14 protein-coding genes and 2 pseudogenes are annotated in these 19,021 nt (G+C 36.3%); 13 read left to right on the top strand and 3 right to left on the bottom strand.

All coding sequences use genetic code 11. The features are described 5' to 3' along the window. Positions 1-189: 189 nt before the first annotated feature. Positions 190-480 carry a hypothetical protein gene (locus AC3WOM_RS24285; protein ID WP_427547690.1) on the top strand — a complete coding sequence of 97 codons (291 nt, stop codon included), beginning with the start codon at positions 190-192 and terminating at the stop codon, positions 478-480. Positions 481-872: 392 nt separating this feature from the next. On the opposite strand, the gene AC3WOM_RS24280 is transcribed toward AC3WOM_RS24285, so the two are convergent. Next, positions 873-1,214, bottom strand: a complete 342-nt coding sequence (locus AC3WOM_RS24280) for a hypothetical protein (RefSeq protein WP_427547688.1) — start codon at positions 1,212-1,214, stop codon at positions 873-875. A 34-nt stretch (positions 1,215-1,248) separates the two neighbouring features. Further along, a complete protein-coding gene (locus tag AC3WOM_RS24275) occupies positions 1,249-1,854 on the bottom strand; it encodes a DUF4879 domain-containing protein (RefSeq protein WP_492448723.1) in 606 nt (201 codons plus the stop codon). Between the two features lie 555 nt (positions 1,855-2,409). On the opposite strand from AC3WOM_RS24275, the pseudogene AC3WOM_RS24270 reads away from it, so the two are divergent. Together AC3WOM_RS24270 and AC3WOM_RS24265 are read left to right on the top strand one after the other, a co-directional pair. After that, positions 2,410-2,651, top strand: a pseudogene (locus AC3WOM_RS24270) (transposase); the annotation flags it as partial. A 6-nt stretch (positions 2,652-2,657) separates the two neighbouring features. Continuing rightward, positions 2,658-2,852: a hypothetical protein gene (locus AC3WOM_RS24265; RefSeq protein ID WP_492448722.1), complete on the top strand. Its 195-nt coding sequence runs from the start codon at positions 2,658-2,660 to the stop codon at positions 2,850-2,852. 838 nt (positions 2,853-3,690) lie between these two features. Here the strand turns inward: AC3WOM_RS24265 and AC3WOM_RS24260 are convergent. Continuing rightward, a pseudogene (locus tag AC3WOM_RS24260) lies at positions 3,691-4,206 on the bottom strand (GNAT family N-acetyltransferase); the annotation flags it as partial. Positions 4,207-5,444: 1,238 nt separating this feature from the next. Between AC3WOM_RS24260 and AC3WOM_RS24255 the strand changes: the two are divergent. The 10 genes from AC3WOM_RS24255 to AC3WOM_RS24210 all read left to right on the top strand — a co-directional run bounded on the left by AC3WOM_RS24255 (position 5,445) and on the right by AC3WOM_RS24210 (position 18,787). Beyond that, positions 5,445-5,894: a DUF1569 domain-containing protein gene (locus AC3WOM_RS24255; protein ID WP_427547678.1), complete on the top strand. Its 450-nt coding sequence runs from the start codon at positions 5,445-5,447 to the stop codon at positions 5,892-5,894. A gap of 684 nt (positions 5,895-6,578) precedes the next feature. Beyond that, entirely contained in the window at positions 6,579-6,917 is a 339-nt protein-coding gene (locus AC3WOM_RS24250; RefSeq protein WP_427547676.1) for a Zn-binding domain-containing protein, read from the top strand. A gap of 795 nt (positions 6,918-7,712) precedes the next feature. Then, positions 7,713-8,225 (top strand): GNAT family N-acetyltransferase, encoded by a 513-nt coding sequence (locus tag AC3WOM_RS24245; protein WP_492448721.1) that lies wholly within the window; start codon positions 7,713-7,715, stop codon positions 8,223-8,225. Then, on the top strand, positions 8,222-8,746 hold the full coding sequence (locus tag AC3WOM_RS24240; protein WP_492448720.1) for a phage tail protein: 525 nt from the start codon (positions 8,222-8,224) through the stop codon (positions 8,744-8,746). Before AC3WOM_RS24245 ends, AC3WOM_RS24240 begins: the two co-directional genes overlap by 4 nt. 24 nt (positions 8,747-8,770) lie before the next feature. Next, the gene (locus tag AC3WOM_RS24235; RefSeq protein ID WP_492448719.1) at positions 8,771-9,268 is read left to right on the top strand and encodes a phage tail protein; all 498 of its coding nucleotides are present in this window, start codon (positions 8,771-8,773) and stop codon (positions 9,266-9,268) included. Positions 9,269-9,287: 19 nt separating this feature from the next. Then, positions 9,288-9,824 (top strand): phage tail protein, encoded by a 537-nt coding sequence (locus tag AC3WOM_RS24230; protein ID WP_427547669.1) that lies wholly within the window; start codon positions 9,288-9,290, stop codon positions 9,822-9,824. Positions 9,825-9,848: 24 nt separating this feature from the next. Beyond that, a complete protein-coding gene (locus AC3WOM_RS24225; protein WP_492448718.1) occupies positions 9,849-14,840 on the top strand; it encodes an S-layer homology domain-containing protein in 4,992 nt (1,663 codons plus the stop codon). Between the two features lie 689 nt (positions 14,841-15,529). Next, positions 15,530-17,050 (top strand): succinyl-CoA:acetate CoA-transferase ScpC, encoded by a 1,521-nt coding sequence (gene scpC, locus AC3WOM_RS24220; RefSeq protein WP_427547665.1) that lies wholly within the window; start codon positions 15,530-15,532, stop codon positions 17,048-17,050. A 169-nt stretch (positions 17,051-17,219) separates the two neighbouring features. Next, entirely contained in the window at positions 17,220-17,729 is a 510-nt protein-coding gene (locus AC3WOM_RS24215; protein WP_427547663.1) for a YfiT family bacillithiol transferase, read from the top strand. Between the two features lie 611 nt (positions 17,730-18,340). Further along, the gene (locus tag AC3WOM_RS24210) at positions 18,341-18,787 is read left to right on the top strand and encodes a GNAT family N-acetyltransferase (protein WP_427547661.1); all 447 of its coding nucleotides are present in this window, start codon (positions 18,341-18,343) and stop codon (positions 18,785-18,787) included. Positions 18,788-19,021 lie beyond the last annotated feature (234 nt).

The raw sequence follows: 19,021 nt of genomic DNA, 5'->3' as shown, positions 1-19,021 counted from the left end.
TTGATACTCAAGCATCATACAAGAGGGCTTTTTTTATTTCAAGTCCCCGAAAACGTTTCTAACAGGAATGCTCCCTTTATATTTCCATTTTAGGGAATTTTATTGCGAATGTATATAATAAAAAATAAACTAAACTAAACTTGGATAAATTATTTGAGGATGGATAGCAGAAGAGGAGAAGATAGAACCATGTTAGTAAGTGAGATTAAAAGATACTATGATGAAAATGGAGAAATAGAAAAGGTTAAAGTTTTAAGATATGAAAATAGTATTATTGCATCAACTCTTGTTATTACAATTGGAAGTGAACTGAAAGTAACTAATAAAAGGTTAAAGCACTTTGAAAGAAAAGTTAAAGTTATAAATTTTAAAAAAGAGGATGAAAACAATGTGAAATATGGACTTAGGGTAAATGTGAAATTCCTTGATAATGGTAGACGTGGAATTATATTTGTTGAAGATTTAGATGTAGAAGTTTAATAATTCGTTGATATTAAAAGGACCACTTCAGACAACTGGTCCTTTTATGTTAGTATAAAATAATCTATGGTTATATAAATATCATACAAGAAGATGACAAAAATCGCTTTGAAGCCAGTAATATCAACACTGTAGATTATGATTACCTACGTGGAAATCTTGATGCATAGTTTTACTGTATATTTAATAAAAGTGTAAAGTCATTTTACAAATATCAACTAATGTCCCTGGCATGTTTGATAGGAGGATTTTAGGTGAGCTTCTTCTATTCTATAGACCTGATGTTAGCAGTATGCTTTTAATCAATACTATTAAAGGTTACATAACAAATGAAAAAGCATTAACAAGAAAGGATAAATCCCTATCGTTAATGCTTTTTATTTTCACTTAACTTAAATGGATCTTTTATAAGCATGCATTGTCGAAGTATACTGGAATACTTTAGGGTTGACTAGTCCCTCACGTAAATCCATCATCCCTAATTGTCCCATTCTATTCAGTAAAGGAATTAACCAACTACCACTTGGTGCACCTTGTAATACATTAATTTGATCAGATGATAACTTTGAAACTTTACTAGCATCAATCGGTTCTTTGGCATTTTCTATTGTTTCTTGAAAAGCTTTCACATCATTTTTATACATATTCTCGCCAATTTTTTCAGTAAAACCTTTATATCCGTAAGCTCCTTGAAGGATAATTAACCTTATACTCATCTCTTCCATAGAAACCATTTTTAAATACACCTCTCTTCAATGGATTTCGAAATTATAAATGTGGAATATTTATAGTTCTTTCAATGGTATTCCAAGGGTAACTACTTGAAGTACAATTAAACTTATATAATGCAGAAGTTCCACTTGAGATTTTTAAGTCTGAATTAAAAGTTACTGTATAATAAAACCCATCTATAATTCTGTCATTATTAAAATCTATGGAAGCAACATTAATTTTATAATCACGATTTTGATAAGTAATACGTTCATAATCTAACCATTGATTTTCACTTCCATAACCAACTTGCATAACTGCTACAGCAACAGTGCCTGAAACTGCGTGAGAAGTTTGCTGTAAGCCAATATTCTCAATTTGTTCATTGATTGTTCCAACTTGAGATGCTACTTTGTCAATATAAAGAGCTGTTAATGGTGGTGCTGGACCTCTTAGAACTGGACTATTTTTTACTTCTTCTTTAATTTTAGCAGCCTCATCTGAAGTTACTAATGTAATTGCCCAATCAGGATGTTTTGTTTTTAGATTATCAATTAATGGATTTACTTCAAGCATATCTTTTTCTACTTCTGAAGCTTCAGTTGTATTTAGCCCCAACAAGCCACTTGTTAAAATTCCAACAGCTTGTAAAATTATATACAACTTCTTCTTTTACATTATTTGTAACACACTATAATCATCGGATAAAAAATAGAATAATTAACTATATTTAACAAAAAGGATAATTTTTTTATTAATTAAACTAATTATCATTTCAGAAAATGTTCATTAAGTAGGCTTAGAACGAACATGAACAAAGTCAGTAATCATGCACTTTTAAATTGTTCAATTTTATGTTGTATAATAAATGAAATTAAAAATACATATAGAGGGTCATGAGCGTATGATAATTGAATATGCAAGATGTACGAGGACACAAATTTAAGTACATTGGAGACATGAATTTGAGTACATAGAGTAATTAATCCACTCCAAGCTGCACCAATTCAACCTTCTTACGGTTTGAGATACAAAATTGAGTACTTTATAAACAATACAATCGTATATACGTATAAAATTAAACAGCAACACACGTAACACCATTCAAGAATTTTTGAAAAGTGTTACGTGTGTTACCAATCAGAATCATTTCATCCGCAAAGTAAGCGTGAGACAAAGAAAAATCCGTCATCTGTCATGCGGTCAAAGCCCTCATAATGTCCATTACGTAATGATTCTCTCTGCCAGAAGGTTTTCAAAATCAAGTGTGACAATGATTTACGGAAATTTACATATCCAGCACGTGTTCTGAACGTTGGAAACAACTCTATAAAGTACGTACCGTTGTAGAACGTGTGAATGCCTATTTAAAAGAATATTTTCAGTTAAACAATGTCCATCATAGAACAGGGAGAAAAGCTAAGCTTCATTTCAACCTGGTGACGTTTAATTATAATGCCCTTATTATGAAATTTTTTATGGTAGGAAAAGTTTCTGGTATGGCAGGAACAAACTTTTTAATAGTTGATGAAAGAGTATCCATTTTATTAGCGATATTTAGTGAAAAAGGAAGAATGAAAACAATCGTCTTAAGCTTATATAGTCTACTAATTGTTTGTTTTATATCAATGGCGATACTTTTTGGTGTCGCACATATGTAATAAAGTGCTTTATAATAACCAGAGTTCTTTTTAATCATACCAATATGGGCTTTTGGGTTACTATTGATGTGGAGATTTGTGTCTAAAGACCAATTGGAAAATGCCTCTTATTATAAAATTATATTGAGCAACTTTCTGCTTTGGTTAACTATCCCTATAGGATTAAAGTTTGCGCTTCAATTATATAAGAGGGGAGGGAATTTGGACAAATCCCTCTTCTTTTATTAATTCAATGGCGCTCTTATTTTGATCCTAAAATTGAGGTTTGTTGGGAAATTTTAATCAATCTTTTTTAAAATGTTACACTTTCATACAAAGATAATAGCAATTGAAAAAAAGACTCCCTTAAACGGAGAGTCTTCTGTAAGAGTGGTTATTTTCGATATTTCTCTGGAATAGTTAAGCCACTTCTTTCATCATCCCAAGCCACTGAACTAATTTTCCAACCGCTAGGAGTGTGAATAAATTGTATAGTTTTCATGCCCATTGTAGTAAAATCTTCGCCAGATAACACTCCAGATTTTCGGTATAGACTAAAGCGATGAGCGATATTGCCGAAAATCTCTGTGTTCTCGTATGTTTCTTCTTCCTTAAAGTCAATCAAATGCCCTTCTCCCAATAGTTTCTCACGAGGCTCAATAAACTGCTGAAGATTGTAAATGATAGGAGACGAATCCGTATTTTTGATGATCACAGCTTCCGGAACAAATAATTCGTGCAATACACGTAAATTAGGTTTAATTCCATTTCGATTGGTAAATGCATCAAAAAAGGTAGCAGTTAATTGATCTAGAATCTTTTTTGTATCGTATGATTCTAGATGGTTATTTATATGCTTTTCATTTTTTCTATCATGGGCAAATAGTTTAAGTTCTTCAGGATCATTAGGCAATCGAACCAATCGTTCAAACTGCAATCCTATTCTCTTCAGAAGCTTGGCTGAAGCGTGATTGTCTTTAGTAGTAATCGCTACAATGCGATTTAGCCCCAACGTATCTTTTCCATATGTCATTGTCGCAGAGGCTGCTTCATAGGCGTATCCTTTTGACCAATACTTCGGAAGAAAGGCGAATCCAATATCCACATCCTCTAAGGAATCTCTTTTTATAAGACCGCAGATTCCAATAGGTACATGATCCCCTTTTCGTTCCACCAAAAAAAGACCGAAACCGAATTCTTCATACATACGAATTGGTCCATTCAATATATAGGCAGTTGAGTCTTCTATTGTTCTCAATCCTCGATCCCCTATGAACTTCAACCAAGAGGGGTCGTTCATTAGCTCAAGGATAAATGCCGCATCGTCGGTTGTTTGTAAGCGAAGGGTCAGTCGATCTGTTTCTAAAATTTTCAAGGGAAATGCACCAGCCTTTCAGTATTTTTAGTCCAATTTGCTATTATGATTCTTCATTTAACTTTTGCTTAAGTATGAAGTAGGACACTAGATGGTTAATCAGTTGTTTCCCAATCTCGGAGATGGATTGGATGATTCTACATTCTTCAATACTAAAAGTAGAATAATTATTAGGGAAGTCAATTCTTGAACTTGAGATGACTTCTTTCTGTGAGGAAAATTGTTGTGAAGTTTGGAGAATATAACAGTAAGAGGGTATTTGTTATGAGTACTGATTCAGGGATAGGAAGCCATTGCATTTTTAGAGAATGGGGCGAATTTATCCGGTTTTGGAATGTCAACACTAATTTGAACAGTTCTTTTAAGGGTGATTTTGTTATGAAGTGGCTTGACACGAAGCCTTTGTGGGCATAATCCTTGCGCCAAAAAATCTGCTTCATAGAACTAGCTCTACCAAACGGAGGCTATCTGACCGCAAATGCCAAAGACAATAAGAATGTTTTTTTAGAAAAAAAAGACCCAACTGTATGAAGGCCACAGTCGGGTAAAAGAATTATGGTTCTATTCTTTAGTTAAACAACCTTAATTTAAAAATACTTTTATTCATGTTTGATCTGGAATAATATCTTTTTCATTTGGATCGTATTCTACTCCCCTAAAAGGCATTTGTGCTTTTAGAATCCAATTTTCGATCTATTCCACACTTCTTTAACTTTAATCAATCAGGAGATTATAATGCTGCAAAGAGTGCAAGACTGGTACATACAGCAAATTGAACAATATCTGTGATTGCACTGCCCAATTAGATAAATTCTCTGCAAAAAGAGGCTACTATTTTTCTAACTCTTTTATAACATCCATCTTCAAAAAGGTATAGATCCTAATCCTCTTCGAATTTTTGAAGCAGTACTTGAAAAATGGAACTATTAAACGTAGTGTATCTTCAACAATATCCCATATTTGCACATGATGATGTTCAAACAAAATAATTGCCCTTGATGTTTGAGAATTAAATTGCAGATGGACAATGTTTAATAGCAAGTTTTACAAGTTGTGTAGTTTTATAAAAAGATTGATAAATTTTAAACAAAACTCGATTATTTAAAATAAAGATTGATCATTTATAATAAAGTTTGATTAAAAATCCTGTGTTGATATACGGCATGTTTTCTTTTACCATTATCGGGTCAAATGAGTTAAGAAGATTAAATCATTATAATTAAAGGGGATATACACTCATGAAAAATATTTTTAATCATATGTATACAGCAGAAGTTTTAAAACGTATTGACAAACTGAGTCCAAATTCACAACCACACTGGGGAAAAATGGATGTTGCCCAAATGCTAGCGCATTGTTCATCTTTCCAAGACATTGCAATGGGAAATTCTTTCCCACCAAGGAGTTGGTTAGGAATAATAGTAGGGAGGTTTGCAAAACAAATCATTTACAATGACAAGACATTGCCCCGTAATATGTCTACTATTCCAACCATTTTGATTGCAGATGATAGAGAATTTGAGACAGAAAAAGAAAAGCTTAAACAAAAAATTATTACATTTCAAAATAACGGACCAGAGAGGTGCACAACTCATCCGCATCCTTTTTTTGGGAAACTTACTTCAGAACAATGGGGTAAAGGGATATACAAGCACCTTGATCATCATTTAAAACAGTTTGGAGTTTAAACATTAGAAAACTAAATAAAACGATGTGCATAATTAGTGGATCTCTAACCTATTACTATTCTCTTTCATAAGATGAACAATACTTCGATTTTTCCTCAATAACTATTTGAAGGAACCAACATCATATCGTTTTTTTTGCCTTTAACTGGCTCGATAAAAGAATATACTTCTTATGTAAGTGAATTATTATTATTCTCTCCATGCGAATTAAAGGGAGCAATCGGACTATCTGCCAAGCTTCAAATCGCTTCCATATAGATTACTGGAGAGATGTATCAACAAGTGGACATAATTTTACGCGTGCAATCATTATCTCAACAAAGGATTTTTAAGTGGAATAATTTCATAAACATAATAATGTATTAGAAGGAGCGTTAACACAGCGACAGCTGGAAGTGGTCTAGCAACAGTGAACTTACAGCGACAAGCATTACAGATGAAAGCACGAGATAATGCCCGCAATGAGCTCGGTAACAGCTGGGATAACTATTTCTATTTTTGCTGGTTGTGAACTGGTATCCAAAGACGTACCAATCACATATTTATCTTGTGAATTCATTCTCTTTAAGAGAAGTTCAATAAAATACGCTTCGGCACACACGATAATATGAGCCAGTAGATGGAATACATACAAGCGCCTCCTGGCTATCGCTTCATTTATCAGAACAGTGGTCAGAGGCGGAATTGACCGAGGTAATGATTGGGGTAGCCTATGCAATGAATGCCTTTATTCCACTGTTTATTCAATGTACTAGCAGCGATGTAGCAGTCGTGCCACAAGTCAAAGCATCCCATAATGAGCTGCCAACATTTTTTGTTTACGACAAGTGTCCAGGAGGAATCAGATTAAGTGAAGAGGTCTATGAATTATGGGAGGACTTATTAACAAAAACGCAGCACCATGTTATAAGCTGTCCTTGTGAGGCGGGCTGTCCGTCTTGTATTGGTACACAAGACTCTATGATTAATGTAAAAAGTAAAGTCGTGAAACTACTTCAAATGTTAAATAATTATTATTATTAAGTATAGAGGGAGAGAGGATAGGACTAAATCTTCAATCCCTCTTTTTTATTAATTTATAAATCATCTTACAGTTAATTTGAGTTACTTCTTCTATTTTCCTACCATTTGCTAGCCCTTTGAGGTTTACTAATGCTTGCCTAATTGTTTATATCCTATTGAATCTGAATTCAAAACTAAATTTATTTGGCTTTAGATAACGGAACTGCCCGAGACGATTGTGATCTTGTTTAAGTGTCGATGGATTTCTTTACATCGCCTTAGCAGGTACTTCTGACCAACAATAACACTAGGGACTCAGCTGATAAATTGTTTCTTATGTGAAGCTTTGAAAAAAAGTTGTGATATTTAAAAAAGATAGATATTTAAAATAAAGTAAAAAGTTGCAATCAAATATCCCTTTAGATTATAGGGATTTGATTAGTTAGACACTCTTTCCCAAGGCGGAGAATTCTACGTAAATAATTGGATAGCCATTTAAATTTAAGCTTGTACAGATTTACTGCTAATATCCGGAAAAAATATTGTAAATTTTTATATTTACTGAATTTTTTAACCTTATTTTAACCTTTATCAAGTAAAGTAAAAAAGAATCTTATTTAAGAAGGGAGTGAGAGCATACAATTTTCACAAAGAAACGTTTAATGATTAAGCTTTTCTGTGGATTCTTTTCTCATTAAATTAAAATTTTTACATTTTCAGGAAAGAAGATGAATGTTTAGATAATGCTTCTAAAAAGTAGGAACATAATTTTATAGATTTAATTACTAAAACTATATGATGAAATGGGGATGTATTATGTTGCAGACTAGAAATGTTGCATCCAAAGATGATGCGTTTCTTTTTGAGTTATATGTTACTACGCGCAAAGATGAATTTTCAATGTTGATACTAGATGAACAGCAGCTGCATGCTCTGTTACATATGCAATACGAAGCTCAAAAGAGATCTTATCAACACAATTTTCCACAAGCAAAGCATGAAATTATTTATCATGAAGGATTGCAAATTGGTCGGGTGATGACTGAAATTAAAAGTGGGAATATTCATTTAATTGATATTTCTTTATTACCTGATTTTAGAGGAAAAGGCTACGGAACTAAGGTATTAAAGCAATTGCAAAGCAGTGCAGCTAATCAAAAAATGTCCGTTACACTTCATGTATTGCAGGGAAATCCTGCTAGGCATCTATATGAACGATGTGGATTTTATGTTACAGGAGAAACCGCTCCTTATATTGCCATGAAGTTTGAGCCATTTGATAAAAAGATTGAATTTTCAGTTAAAATGAAGGGAGGTGAGAAAAAATGAGTGAGTCGTATTTAGGAGAAATCCGTATGTTTGCAGGAAACTTTGCTCCCCAAGGCTGGGCTTTCTGCAATGGTCAAATACTTAGCATTTCAGAAAATGAAGCACTGTTTGCTTTATTAGGAACGACATATGGAGGGGATGGCCGAACTACTTTCGGGTTGCCAGATTTAATGGGACGTGTTCCTATTCATGTTAGTCCGCAGTACAGTTTAGGTGCTGTAGGTGGTACAGAGACGGTGATGTTAACTGCGAATCAAATACCAAATCATACACACGCTGTTCAGGCAACTACTGCTGTTGGAGATACGCCATCGCCAAGTAATGTGCTGTGGGCAGAGACAAGCGGATATTCTAACTATTCAAATGATACAGATGGTGCTGGGAATCCGTTAACACCAGTTGAAATGAATGCAACTGCTATTTCGTCTGCGGGTAACAATCAACCACATGACAATATGATGCCATCAGTAGCTATTTCTTTCATTATTTCGTTATATGGATATTTTCCTCCCCAGTCATAAATTTAAGAATAGAGGTGGATTTAAATGGCAGAACCATATTTAGGTGAAGTTCGATTATTTTCGATTCATTATGCACCAAGAGGCTGGTTATCTTGTGAAGGGCAATTGCTCTCTATTAATCAGAATCAAGCGCTATACTCGCTATTAGGTACGGTTTATGGAGGGGATGGTGTAAATACATTTGCTTTACCAGATTTGCGCGGACGCGTACCAATCCATGTTAGTCCTTCATTACCATTAGGAACAAAGGCGGGTGAAGAGACCCATACTTTAACAACGAATGAAATGCCTCAACATACTCATCAAGTTTATGGCTCATCTAGCCCTGCAAGTGCAACTTCTCCTCAAGGGAATGTATGGGCGAATATGGGTAACTTATATGCATCTAATACAACCGTAGTAACTATGAATTCAGCAGCATTATCTACCGCTGGGGGCGGACAAACACATAATAATATGCAACCTTATTTAGCCGTACGTTTTTGTATTGCTATTCAAGGTATCTATCCATCAAGAAATTAAGTAGAAGGAGGTGGTACAAATGGCAGACGCATATATAGGCGAAATAAGAATTTTTACAGGAAACTTTGCGCCGAAAGGGTGGGCGTTATGTAACGGTCAATTGATGAGTATTCAGCAAAATTCAGCTCTATATGCAATATTAGGTATCCAGTATGGTGGGGATGGTAAAACAACTTTTGCGTTACCGAATATGATAGGATCAGCACCAGTGAATCAAGGGGCTGGAACGGGATTAACGCCACGACAGGTTGGTCAAGTGGTTGGTGAACAAACTGTGACACTTTTGCAGTCACAAATACCTGCTCATACTCATACACCAAGAGCTATACAAGGAGCTGGAACATCGGGAAATCCGACTAATTGTCTTTGGGCTGAGGGGGTAGGGGCTGGGAGACCACCTACGCAGCCACCGTTGTATGGTACCAATCCAGACGTTCAAATGAACCCACTAGTATTAGGTGTGACAGGCGGGAGTGAGCCGCATAATAATATGCAGCCCTTCTTAGTGATGAATTATATTATTTGCTTACAGGGTGAGTTTCCATCTAGAGGATAAAAAGAATTTCGAAAGGGTGGAACTATGAATCTATCCAAGACTTTAAAGAAAGGCAAAAATGGAGTTAGAACTTTACGTGAAAAAATGAGATTTTATTTTCATATTTTACTCGTAATAATTTTTACCATAGCTTCAATTGGCTATGCTCCTGTGATAGAAGTACAGGCTACTGCAAATGGAACTGCTGATGGTATGTATGATTTCGATGGAACTGTTGGAGCTTATAACAGTGCAGGTGCAGGTTTTGCAACTTTCTCGGATAAGTTTGTTATAAACAATGGTTTTACAATTGATCCAGGAACGACACAGTTGTATACAACTAATTTTACAGACAAGGCTCAGGAAACTCTAATTATTAAGGCTGAGGGAGGAAATGTTTGTAAAACATTCACGTTTAAGGACTTAGGATTAAGTCTTTATCCAAACCTTTCTAAACTCACATTTAATAAACTTTCATTAGTTGTAAAAGATACGAATGGAGGTACTCTTGGATCACATGCAATCTCTAGTAACAAGGAGATTTCTGGATATCAAGACATCCATAAATTGAGCACGCTTTTAAATGGAAGCACTGAATTTAATTACCATGGGGTAGCATCTTTAGAAATCACATGGCAATTTGATGCAGCTATAAATGGCCAAAATACAGCTCCATCAAACTTAAATTTTGAAAACATCACAATTGCCAATGTGAGTGCTACTGCTCCAGATTCTATATCACCTACAATATCAGACGGAACGATTAGTGTTTCAAATATCAGCTCGTCAGGCATTAGGTTAGACTGGACGAAAGCAACGGATAATATTACGGCTCAAAATGATTTAGAGTATCGTGTCTATCAATCTAGCAGTAATAATATTGATACTGTCAGCAATATCGAAGCAAACGGTATGGCATTAGGAAATGGATTCTCAAAAGATTTAGCAACGATTAATGTAACGGATTTATCACCAAGTACAACTTATTATTTTAATATTATTGTAAAAGATGCAGCAGGGAATAAAAGTGTCTATACGATGCAGTCAGTGACGACAGTTATACCTGCTAATGCGCCAACCGTTACAACAGACTCATATACTAGCTTAAAAGCAAAAACTGTCACACTTTTGGGAAATGTTACATCAGATGGGAATGCTTCAATTACCGAACGTGGCATAGTATTTGGAACGAGTGCTAATCCAACTACTGCTAATGGGAAAGTGACTGTATCAGGAACAACAGGTACTTTTAATGCAGATCTTTCTAGTTTACAGCCGAATACAACGTATCATTATCGAGCATTTGCAACGAATGCACAAGGAACAAGTTATGGTTCAGATAAAACTTTTATAACACTTTCATTAAGTGATAATGCTAATTTAAGCAATTTAACTTTATCAGCAGGAACCCTTTCACCAGCCTTTAGTTCTGGTACAACAAGTTATACAGCAAGCGTTCCAAATGCTGTTTCTTCGATTACTGTTACACCAACTATAGGTGATAGTTTGTCTACATTAACATTGAATGGTGCTTCAGCGATAAGTGGTGTAGGGGGAAATATTTCTTTATTTGTAGGATCTAACACGATTTCCACGGTTGTAAAAGCGGAAGATGGAACAACAAAAACGTATACGATTACGGTTACTAGAGCAGCAGCACCAACGTATACGATTGGTGCAATTGGCAATCAAACGTTTACCGTACTGACAACGGGTTATACAAGTGGTACACAAGAAACGAAGACGTTAACGATTACGAATACTGGAACAGGAAACTTGGCGGATGTAGCCGTTGCGTTAAGCGGAACCAATGCGAGTAGCTTTGAAATCACGCAACCGATAACGACAAGCTTATCAAGTTCAGGCAGTACGACGTTTACGGTGAAGTCGAAGGATGGTTTAGCGGCAGGAACCTATACAGCTACAGTGACAGTAAGTGCAACGAACCTAACCCCTGTGACATTTACGGTGACACAGGTGGTTAATGCAGCGCCAACGTACACGATTGGTGCAATTGGCAATCAAACGTTCACTGCGCTAACAGCTGGTTATCCAAACAGCACACAAGAAACCAAGCCATTAACAATTACGAATACCGGAACAGGCAACTTGTCAAATGTAGCAGTCGGGTTAAGCGGCCCCAATGCGGGTAGCTTTGAGATCACGCAACCAATAGCGACAAGCTTACCAAGTGCCGGTAACACAACGTTTACAGTGAAAGCGAAGGATGGCTTAGCAGCAGGAACCTATACGGCTACAGTGACAGTAAGTGCAACGAATCTAACACCAGTGACATTTACGGTGACACAGGTGGTTAATGCAGCGCCAACGTACACGATTGGTGCAATTGGCGATCAAACGTTCACTTCGCTAACAGCTGGTTATCCAAACAGCACACAAGAAACCAAGCCATTAACAATTACGAATACCGGAACAGGCAACTTGTCAAATGTAGCAGTCGGGTTAAGCGGCCCCAATGCGAGTAGCTTTGAGATCACGCAACCGTTAGTGACAGGCTTACCAAGTGCCAGCAACACAACGTTTACAGTGAAAGCGAAAGATGGCTTAGCAGCAGGAACCTATACGGCTACAGTGACAGTAAGTGCCACGAATCTAACACCAGTAACGTTTACGGTCACACAGGTGGTCAATGCGGCACCAACTTATACGATTGATGCAATTGGCAATCAATCGTATACAGCACTGACAACAGGCTATATGAATGGTACACAAGAAACGAAGACGTTAACAATTACGAATACCGGAACAGGCAACTTGACGAATGTAGGCGTAGCGTTAAGCGGCACCAATGCAAGTGATTTTGACATCACACAACCAATAGCGACAAGCTTACCAAGTCCAGGGAGTACTACGTTTACGGTGAAAGCGAAGGATGGCTTAGCAACAGGAACCTATACAGCAACCGTGACAGTAAGTGCAACGAACCTAACCCCCGTGACATTTACGGTTACACAAGAGGTCAATGCAGTACCAACGTATACGATTAATGCAATTGGTAATCAAACGTTTACCGCACTGACAACGGGTTATACGAGTGGTACACAAGAAACCAAGACGTTAACGATTACGAATACCGGAACAGGAAGCATGGCGAATGTAGCCGTTGCGTTAAGCGGCACCAATGCAAGTAGCTTTGAGATCACGCAACCGATAGCGACAAGCTTATCAAGTTCAGGCAGTACAACGTTTACGGTGAAGGCGAAGGATGGTTTAGCGGCAGGAGCCTATACGGCTACAGTGACAGTAAGTGCAACGAATCTCACACCCATGACGTTTACAGTTACACAAGTTGTCAAAACGGTTTCAGTAACAGCCCCTGGGGTGCCCACGAATGTGATGGCAACAGCAGGAGACAGCCAAGCAACAGTGAGCTTCGATGCCCCAACGAACAATGGAGGCAGTGCGATTACGGGATACACAGTCAAAGTGTATGTAGCTGGAGTAGAACAGCCAACGTTAGCGAAAACAGGGGCGTCAAATCCAATCATAGTAACAGGCTTAACGAACGGGGCAGCGTATACATTTAAAGTATTCGCAAAAAATGGTGTAGGAAGTAGTGGAGAATCTGTGGCATCAAGTGTGGTGACGCCAGTAGCTCCTATAACTCCGTACCCGACGCCAAATTCATGGCCAACACCACCACCAACTAACTCAGGCACGACAACATCGAAAATCCAAGTGGCATTAGAAATTGATGGTGCTAACCCACTGGAAACAACAACAGTGGAAATTGAGCGTACAAAACATGCCAATGGTGAAATCACAGACTTCGTGGCCTTATTAGAAGCAAATGCGAAGGTAGCGATAGAAAAAGCGAAACAAATTGGCAATAACATTGTTCGTATTGTTATTCCAGATGTCCATGATGAAGTAGGTAAAGTAATTGTAGAAATTCCGAAGCAATCTCTACAATTACTACGTGAAAATGGATTATCGTTGGAAATTGCTACAGAGAATGGACTTATTGCGATTCCACATAGCTCAATGGAGGGTATTGACGATAAGTTCTACTTCCGTTTAGTACCAGTGAAAAAGGAAAGTGAGCGTCAAGCCATTGAAGAACGTGCACGTGCAGAGCGCGTAGTACGGGAGGCACTGCAAAGCAATGATGTACATGTGGTAGCACGCCCAATGACGATTGAAACAAACATGCCAAGTCGTCCTGTACAGGTAACGCTGCCATTAAAAGGCGTGAAAATCCCTACAGATGCAAAAGAACGTGAGGCATTCCTGAAGCAATTAGCGGTATTTATTGAACACTCCGATGGGGAGAAGAAAGTGGTTATCCCTGAAGTGGTAACAATGACGAAGGGTGAGCTAGGTTTACGCTTTACAGTGGAGAAGTTCAGTACGTTCACAATTATTCAGGTGAATAAGGAAGAAGAAACAAAACCATCTCTGGAAGTAAAAGAGCATGAATCGTACATTAAAGGCTTCCCAGATGGCACATTCGGTCCCGAGAAAAACGTTACACGTGCTCAAGTGGTAACAATGATTGCACGCATTTTAGGCTATACAGATGGTACAGTAAACACTGCACCATTCAAGGATATTCCAAGTGATCATTACGCAGCGGGTGCCATTGCCTTTGTGAAAGAGCGTGGCATTATGAATGGCGACGTCAATGGTAACTTCCGTGCCAGTGAAAACATTACACGTGCACAAATGGCGACTGTAGTAGCGAACTATAAGCAACTGCCTATCGAAGAGAATCTAGCCATTACATTCAATGATACAAAAGGTCATTGGGCACAGTGGATAATCGAAGCGAACCGTGTGGCAGGCATCATTAATGGTCGTCAGGATGGTAGCTTTGCGCCAGATGAGCATTTAACACGTGCTCAAGCTGTAGTGATGATGAACCGCATGTTTGAACGTGGTCCACTGCAAGGCGTAACAACACCAAGCTTCCCAGATGTAAAAGCAACACACTGGGCATTCAAAGAAATTGAGGAAGCAGCGAAATCTCATGCATATTTTATTGATGAAGATGAGAATGAGCAGCTTTCAGAATAACAAATAGCAAAAGCAGGCTAGGGGAAATCCTAAGCCTGCTTTTGAATAGAGACGGATAGAATAGTCGAACTGACACATAGACTCGACATCGCTCTTATTCTTATTTTTTTGAATCTGGAAGGAGATTATTGTGCCTTGTCCAACCATGGAACAAGTTTATACTGTAATTTGAGCATGAAGAGTATATTTATTTTCTTGTAATTTAGTAGATACTCGAATATAGATTCCCATTCTTAACGCATTATAAGGCATTCTTAATGTATTGGACATAACTATTAAGCCTCCTGCCATTAATTGCTGCTTATAAACTAGAAAATCCAGATGTTGATGTGTATGTATCGATAGGGAATGTAAGTCTGTTGAGCAAAGTGTTCTTAATTATAAAGTTGATTTGTTAGAGGCTATTTTTTATACCCATAATTGCCGATTACCAAAATTAAGTTTACAAATACAAGGTTTAATAAGCGATTAATTCTTTGCATAATTATATATTATAGTTTTTTTCTATCATTATCATAGAAATCATGTGATAGACGAACAGTTAAGTTCTTTTTACAATATAGACAAGAAGCTCATGCATTTGAATATATTGTAAGGTGAGTTTTGATTGGCAATAATGATATGCATTTTTTACCCCCAAAATTTACAAAGTAAAAAAGTAATACAAAACTATTATGAGGTGATTGTTAATGCAAAAAGATTTAAGCCAATTCATTAGAAGTAAAGCATTTTTGGACAAAGTTGTTTCAGCTGAGGAAGCAGCTTCTTGGATTGAAGACGGAATGAACCTTGGGATGAGTGGATTTACACTATTTGGTGAGCCAAAAGAATTTCCACTTGCACTTTCTAAGCGTGGTAAGAACGAAAACTTCAAAGTCAACTTATATACCGGTGCTTCGTTAGGACCAACTGCTGACCAATCAATGGCTGAGGCAGAAATCATTAACTTACGTGTTCCATACCAAGGAAACTCTGTAATGCGTGGGAAAATCAACAAAGGTGAAATATACTACATTGATCAACATTTATCACATACAGCGGAAGAAGTAAGAAAAGGAACATTAGGAAAAATTGATTATGCAATTATCGAAGCAGCTGGAATTACTGAAGAAGGTTATATTATTCCAACTGGTTCTGTAGGAAATTCACCGATTTTTGTGGAAAAAGCTGAAAACGTTATCATTGAAATCAATACTACGGCACCTAAAGCATACGAAGGTCTTCATGATATTTTTGTACAGAAAGATCAAGGTGAGCGTGGAGAAATTCCAATTTACAAAGTTTCAGATCGAATTGGAGAAAGTGGAATCAAAATTAATCCAGAAAAAGTAAAAGGAATTGTTTTATCAGAGCAACCTGATGTTCCTTCACCATTATTCGAGCCAAACGAAGAAACCCAACAAATTGCCAATCACTTATTAGACTTCTTAGCCAGTGAAGTAGCAGAAGGAAAGTTGCCAGAATCATTAGCTCCATTACAATCTGGCGTAGGATCTGTAGCTAATGCAGTTTTAAATGGCATGAAAAATTCCCAATTTAAAGATCTTGAAGTGTTTTCTGAGGTATTGCAAGATGGTGTCTTTGATTTAATTGATGCTGGTATCGTTAAATTTGCAGCTGGTACTGCATTCTCACTTTCGAAAAAGCGTGTTGATTCATTAGCAGAAGATTTAGAGAAATATAAAGATAAAATTATGTTTAGACCTCAAGAAATTTCGAACAATCCAGAAGTCATTCGTCGTTTAGGCGTAATTTCTTTTAACACTGCAATAGAAGTAGATATTTACGGAAACGTCAATTCAACTCACATTAACGGTACAAAAATTATGAATGGTATTGGTGGATCTGGGGACTTTGCTAGAAACGCTAGAATTACCATCTTTGTAACGTCTTCACTAGCAAAAGACGGGGCGATTTCAACGATCGTTCCTTTCGTATCGCATATTGACCATACAGAGCATGATGTAGATGTAATAGTGACAGAGCAGGGATATGCTGATCTTCGTGGGCTTCCACCTGTGAAGAGAGCAGAAAAGCTAATCGAAATCGCACATCCTAAGTATAGATCTCAATTACGTGCTTACTTTGAAGAAGCAAAAGAGAAAGTCGGTGGTCATACACCACACATTCTTAATAAAGCTTTCTCTTTCCATACAAACCTAATAGAAAAAGGGACAATGTTAATGGAAGAGAAAGAAGTAACAAATTAATGTACGAGACTACAAAACGTTACAATATGTAACATGTAGCACTTTTTCTTCATGGTCTAAATCAATATATTTTTAAAGTGTTATAGTTTTTATCTATTATTATCGGTGAAATAAATAAACAAAAGAATAATGACCATCAGGATAATAAATAGGGAAAAGGGGATTAAAAATGGATGTAAGATACCCAATTGGCAAACTACAAGTTCCTGAAAAAGTAACATTTGAAAATATACAAGAATGGCTCAAGAAAATCGAAACTTACACGACTCGTTTAAGAGAAACAGTGAGCTCTTTAAATGAAGAGGAATTAAACAGAACCTATCGTGATGGTGGCTGGACAGTTCGTCAACTTGTTCATCATATCGCAGATTCTCAGTTGAACATGTATCAACGTTTGAAGCTAGCTTTAACAGATGAGAACCCAATAGTACCAGCTTTTGATGAAGAAAAGTGGGCGATTCAACCGGATACAATGCTTCCTGTAGAAACCTCTATTAAAATGTTAGAAGGTATAAATGAGCGTATCGTATTTTTAGGAAATAATTTAACTGAAGTTCAATTAGATCGAGTCTTTACTCACCAGACAAACGGTAAAATAACAGTTGCAACAAAAATGGCAAAGTTAGCTTGGCACGAAGAGCATCACTTAGCCCACATACAAATCGCATTATCACAATAATACAATTTGAGGGTTAAAATGAGAAAAGCTGATGATTTTCACAAGAATCATCAGCTTTCTTGTGTTTTATATGGGTATGAGGCTTTTTAAGTATAATTAATTAAAGCTCTCCAATGTTTTATGAGATTTATTTTGCAAACTGGATACAGGTATTTAAAGTTTTAATTATTGAGGAATGGATTAGAATTGCATAAAAAACTTTGATACTCATCAATATTCTCTTGTTGTCGTTCTTGACCATTTTATTTGTAAAGCCGCACTGTTTCTTCCAAAAAGTTTAAATACTTATTAATGAAACCTTTTGGCTTTAAAATTTTAATTTTATTACCAAATCCTGATAAAAACTGGAAGGCAAATTGATTCTCAGGCAATTCAATTGTCACAAAGTAACTTCTTGTGTCCACTTTTGCAACGATATTTTTCCCATATCTCTATTTAGTGTTCACCTGTTTTTTTGGTCTAAGGTAAAATAGGTATTAAAAACAAAGAAAGTTATAATATTTTATGTTGCAAATACAACAAAATGGGTATATATTAAGCAAATACTAATAAGGTTCTTTTGACCTCTTTAGTTAGTGTTAAATTTAATTTGTTAAGGAGAATCAAACAAGATGATGAATTGGCAAGTAAAAGAATTTAATCAATTAACTACAAAAGAATTATATGAAATTTTAAAATTAAGAGCAGAAGTATTTGTAGTCGAGCAGCAATGTATATTCCAAGATTTAGATTCAAAAGATGAAGTATCTTATCATCTGTTTTTTGAAGATAATTCTGAAATAGTAGCTTATTTAAGGATACTACCTCCAAATATTTCATATTCTGAAGTAGCAATTGGCCGAGTTCTGACAAAAGCAGAGCATCGAAAGAAAGGCATTTCTAAGAAATTGGTTCAAAATGCTATAAATTTTGTGACAGATAGTATGGGAGAAAAAGCTATTAGGATTTCTGCACAGGCCTATTTGTTGAAATTTTACAATGATTTAGGATTTGAACCTGTGTCAGAAGTTTACATGGAAGATGGTATAGAGCACATTGAAATGTTGTATAAGAAATAAAATTCAACCTCGATATTCACTGTATAAACAAGAGTTTTAAATTATTTATTTCATAAAATTAAGCCATCTATCGAGATAGATGGCTTAGTGTTGAAAAATTAAATAGTCAAGGGACTCTTTGTGAATATTTAGTCAAAATGAAGGTGATTTCCGTTCTAGGCTACTCGCTTTGCCGCTGACGCTTCGCTTTCGCGCAGAGCAAGGCTTCCTGTGGGCGAGCGACGAGCCGCTTCC

This window comes from Lysinibacillus sp. FW301-JW8 (assembly GCF_058788755.1).
The sequence above is the reverse complement of the archived record's forward strand: the minus strand, read 5'-3'. Positions and strand labels throughout refer to the sequence as shown.

Coding starts and splice junctions, on each gene's coding strand:
- AC3WOM_RS24235 (WP_492448719.1), top strand. CDS start 8,771: ATGGCAGAACCATATTTAGGTGAAGTTCGATTATTTTCGATTCATTAT.
- AC3WOM_RS24255 (WP_427547678.1), top strand. CDS start 5,445: ATGAAAAATATTTTTAATCATATGTATACAGCAGAAGTTTTAAAACGT.
- AC3WOM_RS24285 (WP_427547690.1), top strand. CDS start 190: ATGTTAGTAAGTGAGATTAAAAGATACTATGATGAAAATGGAGAAATA.
- scpC (WP_427547665.1), top strand. CDS start 15,530: ATGCAAAAAGATTTAAGCCAATTCATTAGAAGTAAAGCATTTTTGGAC.
- AC3WOM_RS24240 (WP_492448720.1), top strand. CDS start 8,222: ATGAGTGAGTCGTATTTAGGAGAAATCCGTATGTTTGCAGGAAACTTT.
- AC3WOM_RS24265 (WP_492448722.1), top strand. CDS start 2,658: ATGAAATTTTTTATGGTAGGAAAAGTTTCTGGTATGGCAGGAACAAAC.
- AC3WOM_RS24230 (WP_427547669.1), top strand. CDS start 9,288: ATGGCAGACGCATATATAGGCGAAATAAGAATTTTTACAGGAAACTTT.
- AC3WOM_RS24245 (WP_492448721.1), top strand. CDS start 7,713: ATGTTGCAGACTAGAAATGTTGCATCCAAAGATGATGCGTTTCTTTTT.
- AC3WOM_RS24225 (WP_492448718.1), top strand. CDS start 9,849: ATGAATCTATCCAAGACTTTAAAGAAAGGCAAAAATGGAGTTAGAACT.
- AC3WOM_RS24210 (WP_427547661.1), top strand. CDS start 18,341: ATGATGAATTGGCAAGTAAAAGAATTTAATCAATTAACTACAAAAGAA.
- AC3WOM_RS24215 (WP_427547663.1), top strand. CDS start 17,220: ATGGATGTAAGATACCCAATTGGCAAACTACAAGTTCCTGAAAAAGTA.
- AC3WOM_RS24280 (WP_427547688.1), bottom strand. CDS start 1,214: ATGGTTTCTATGGAAGAGATGAGTATAAGGTTAATTATCCTTCAAGGA.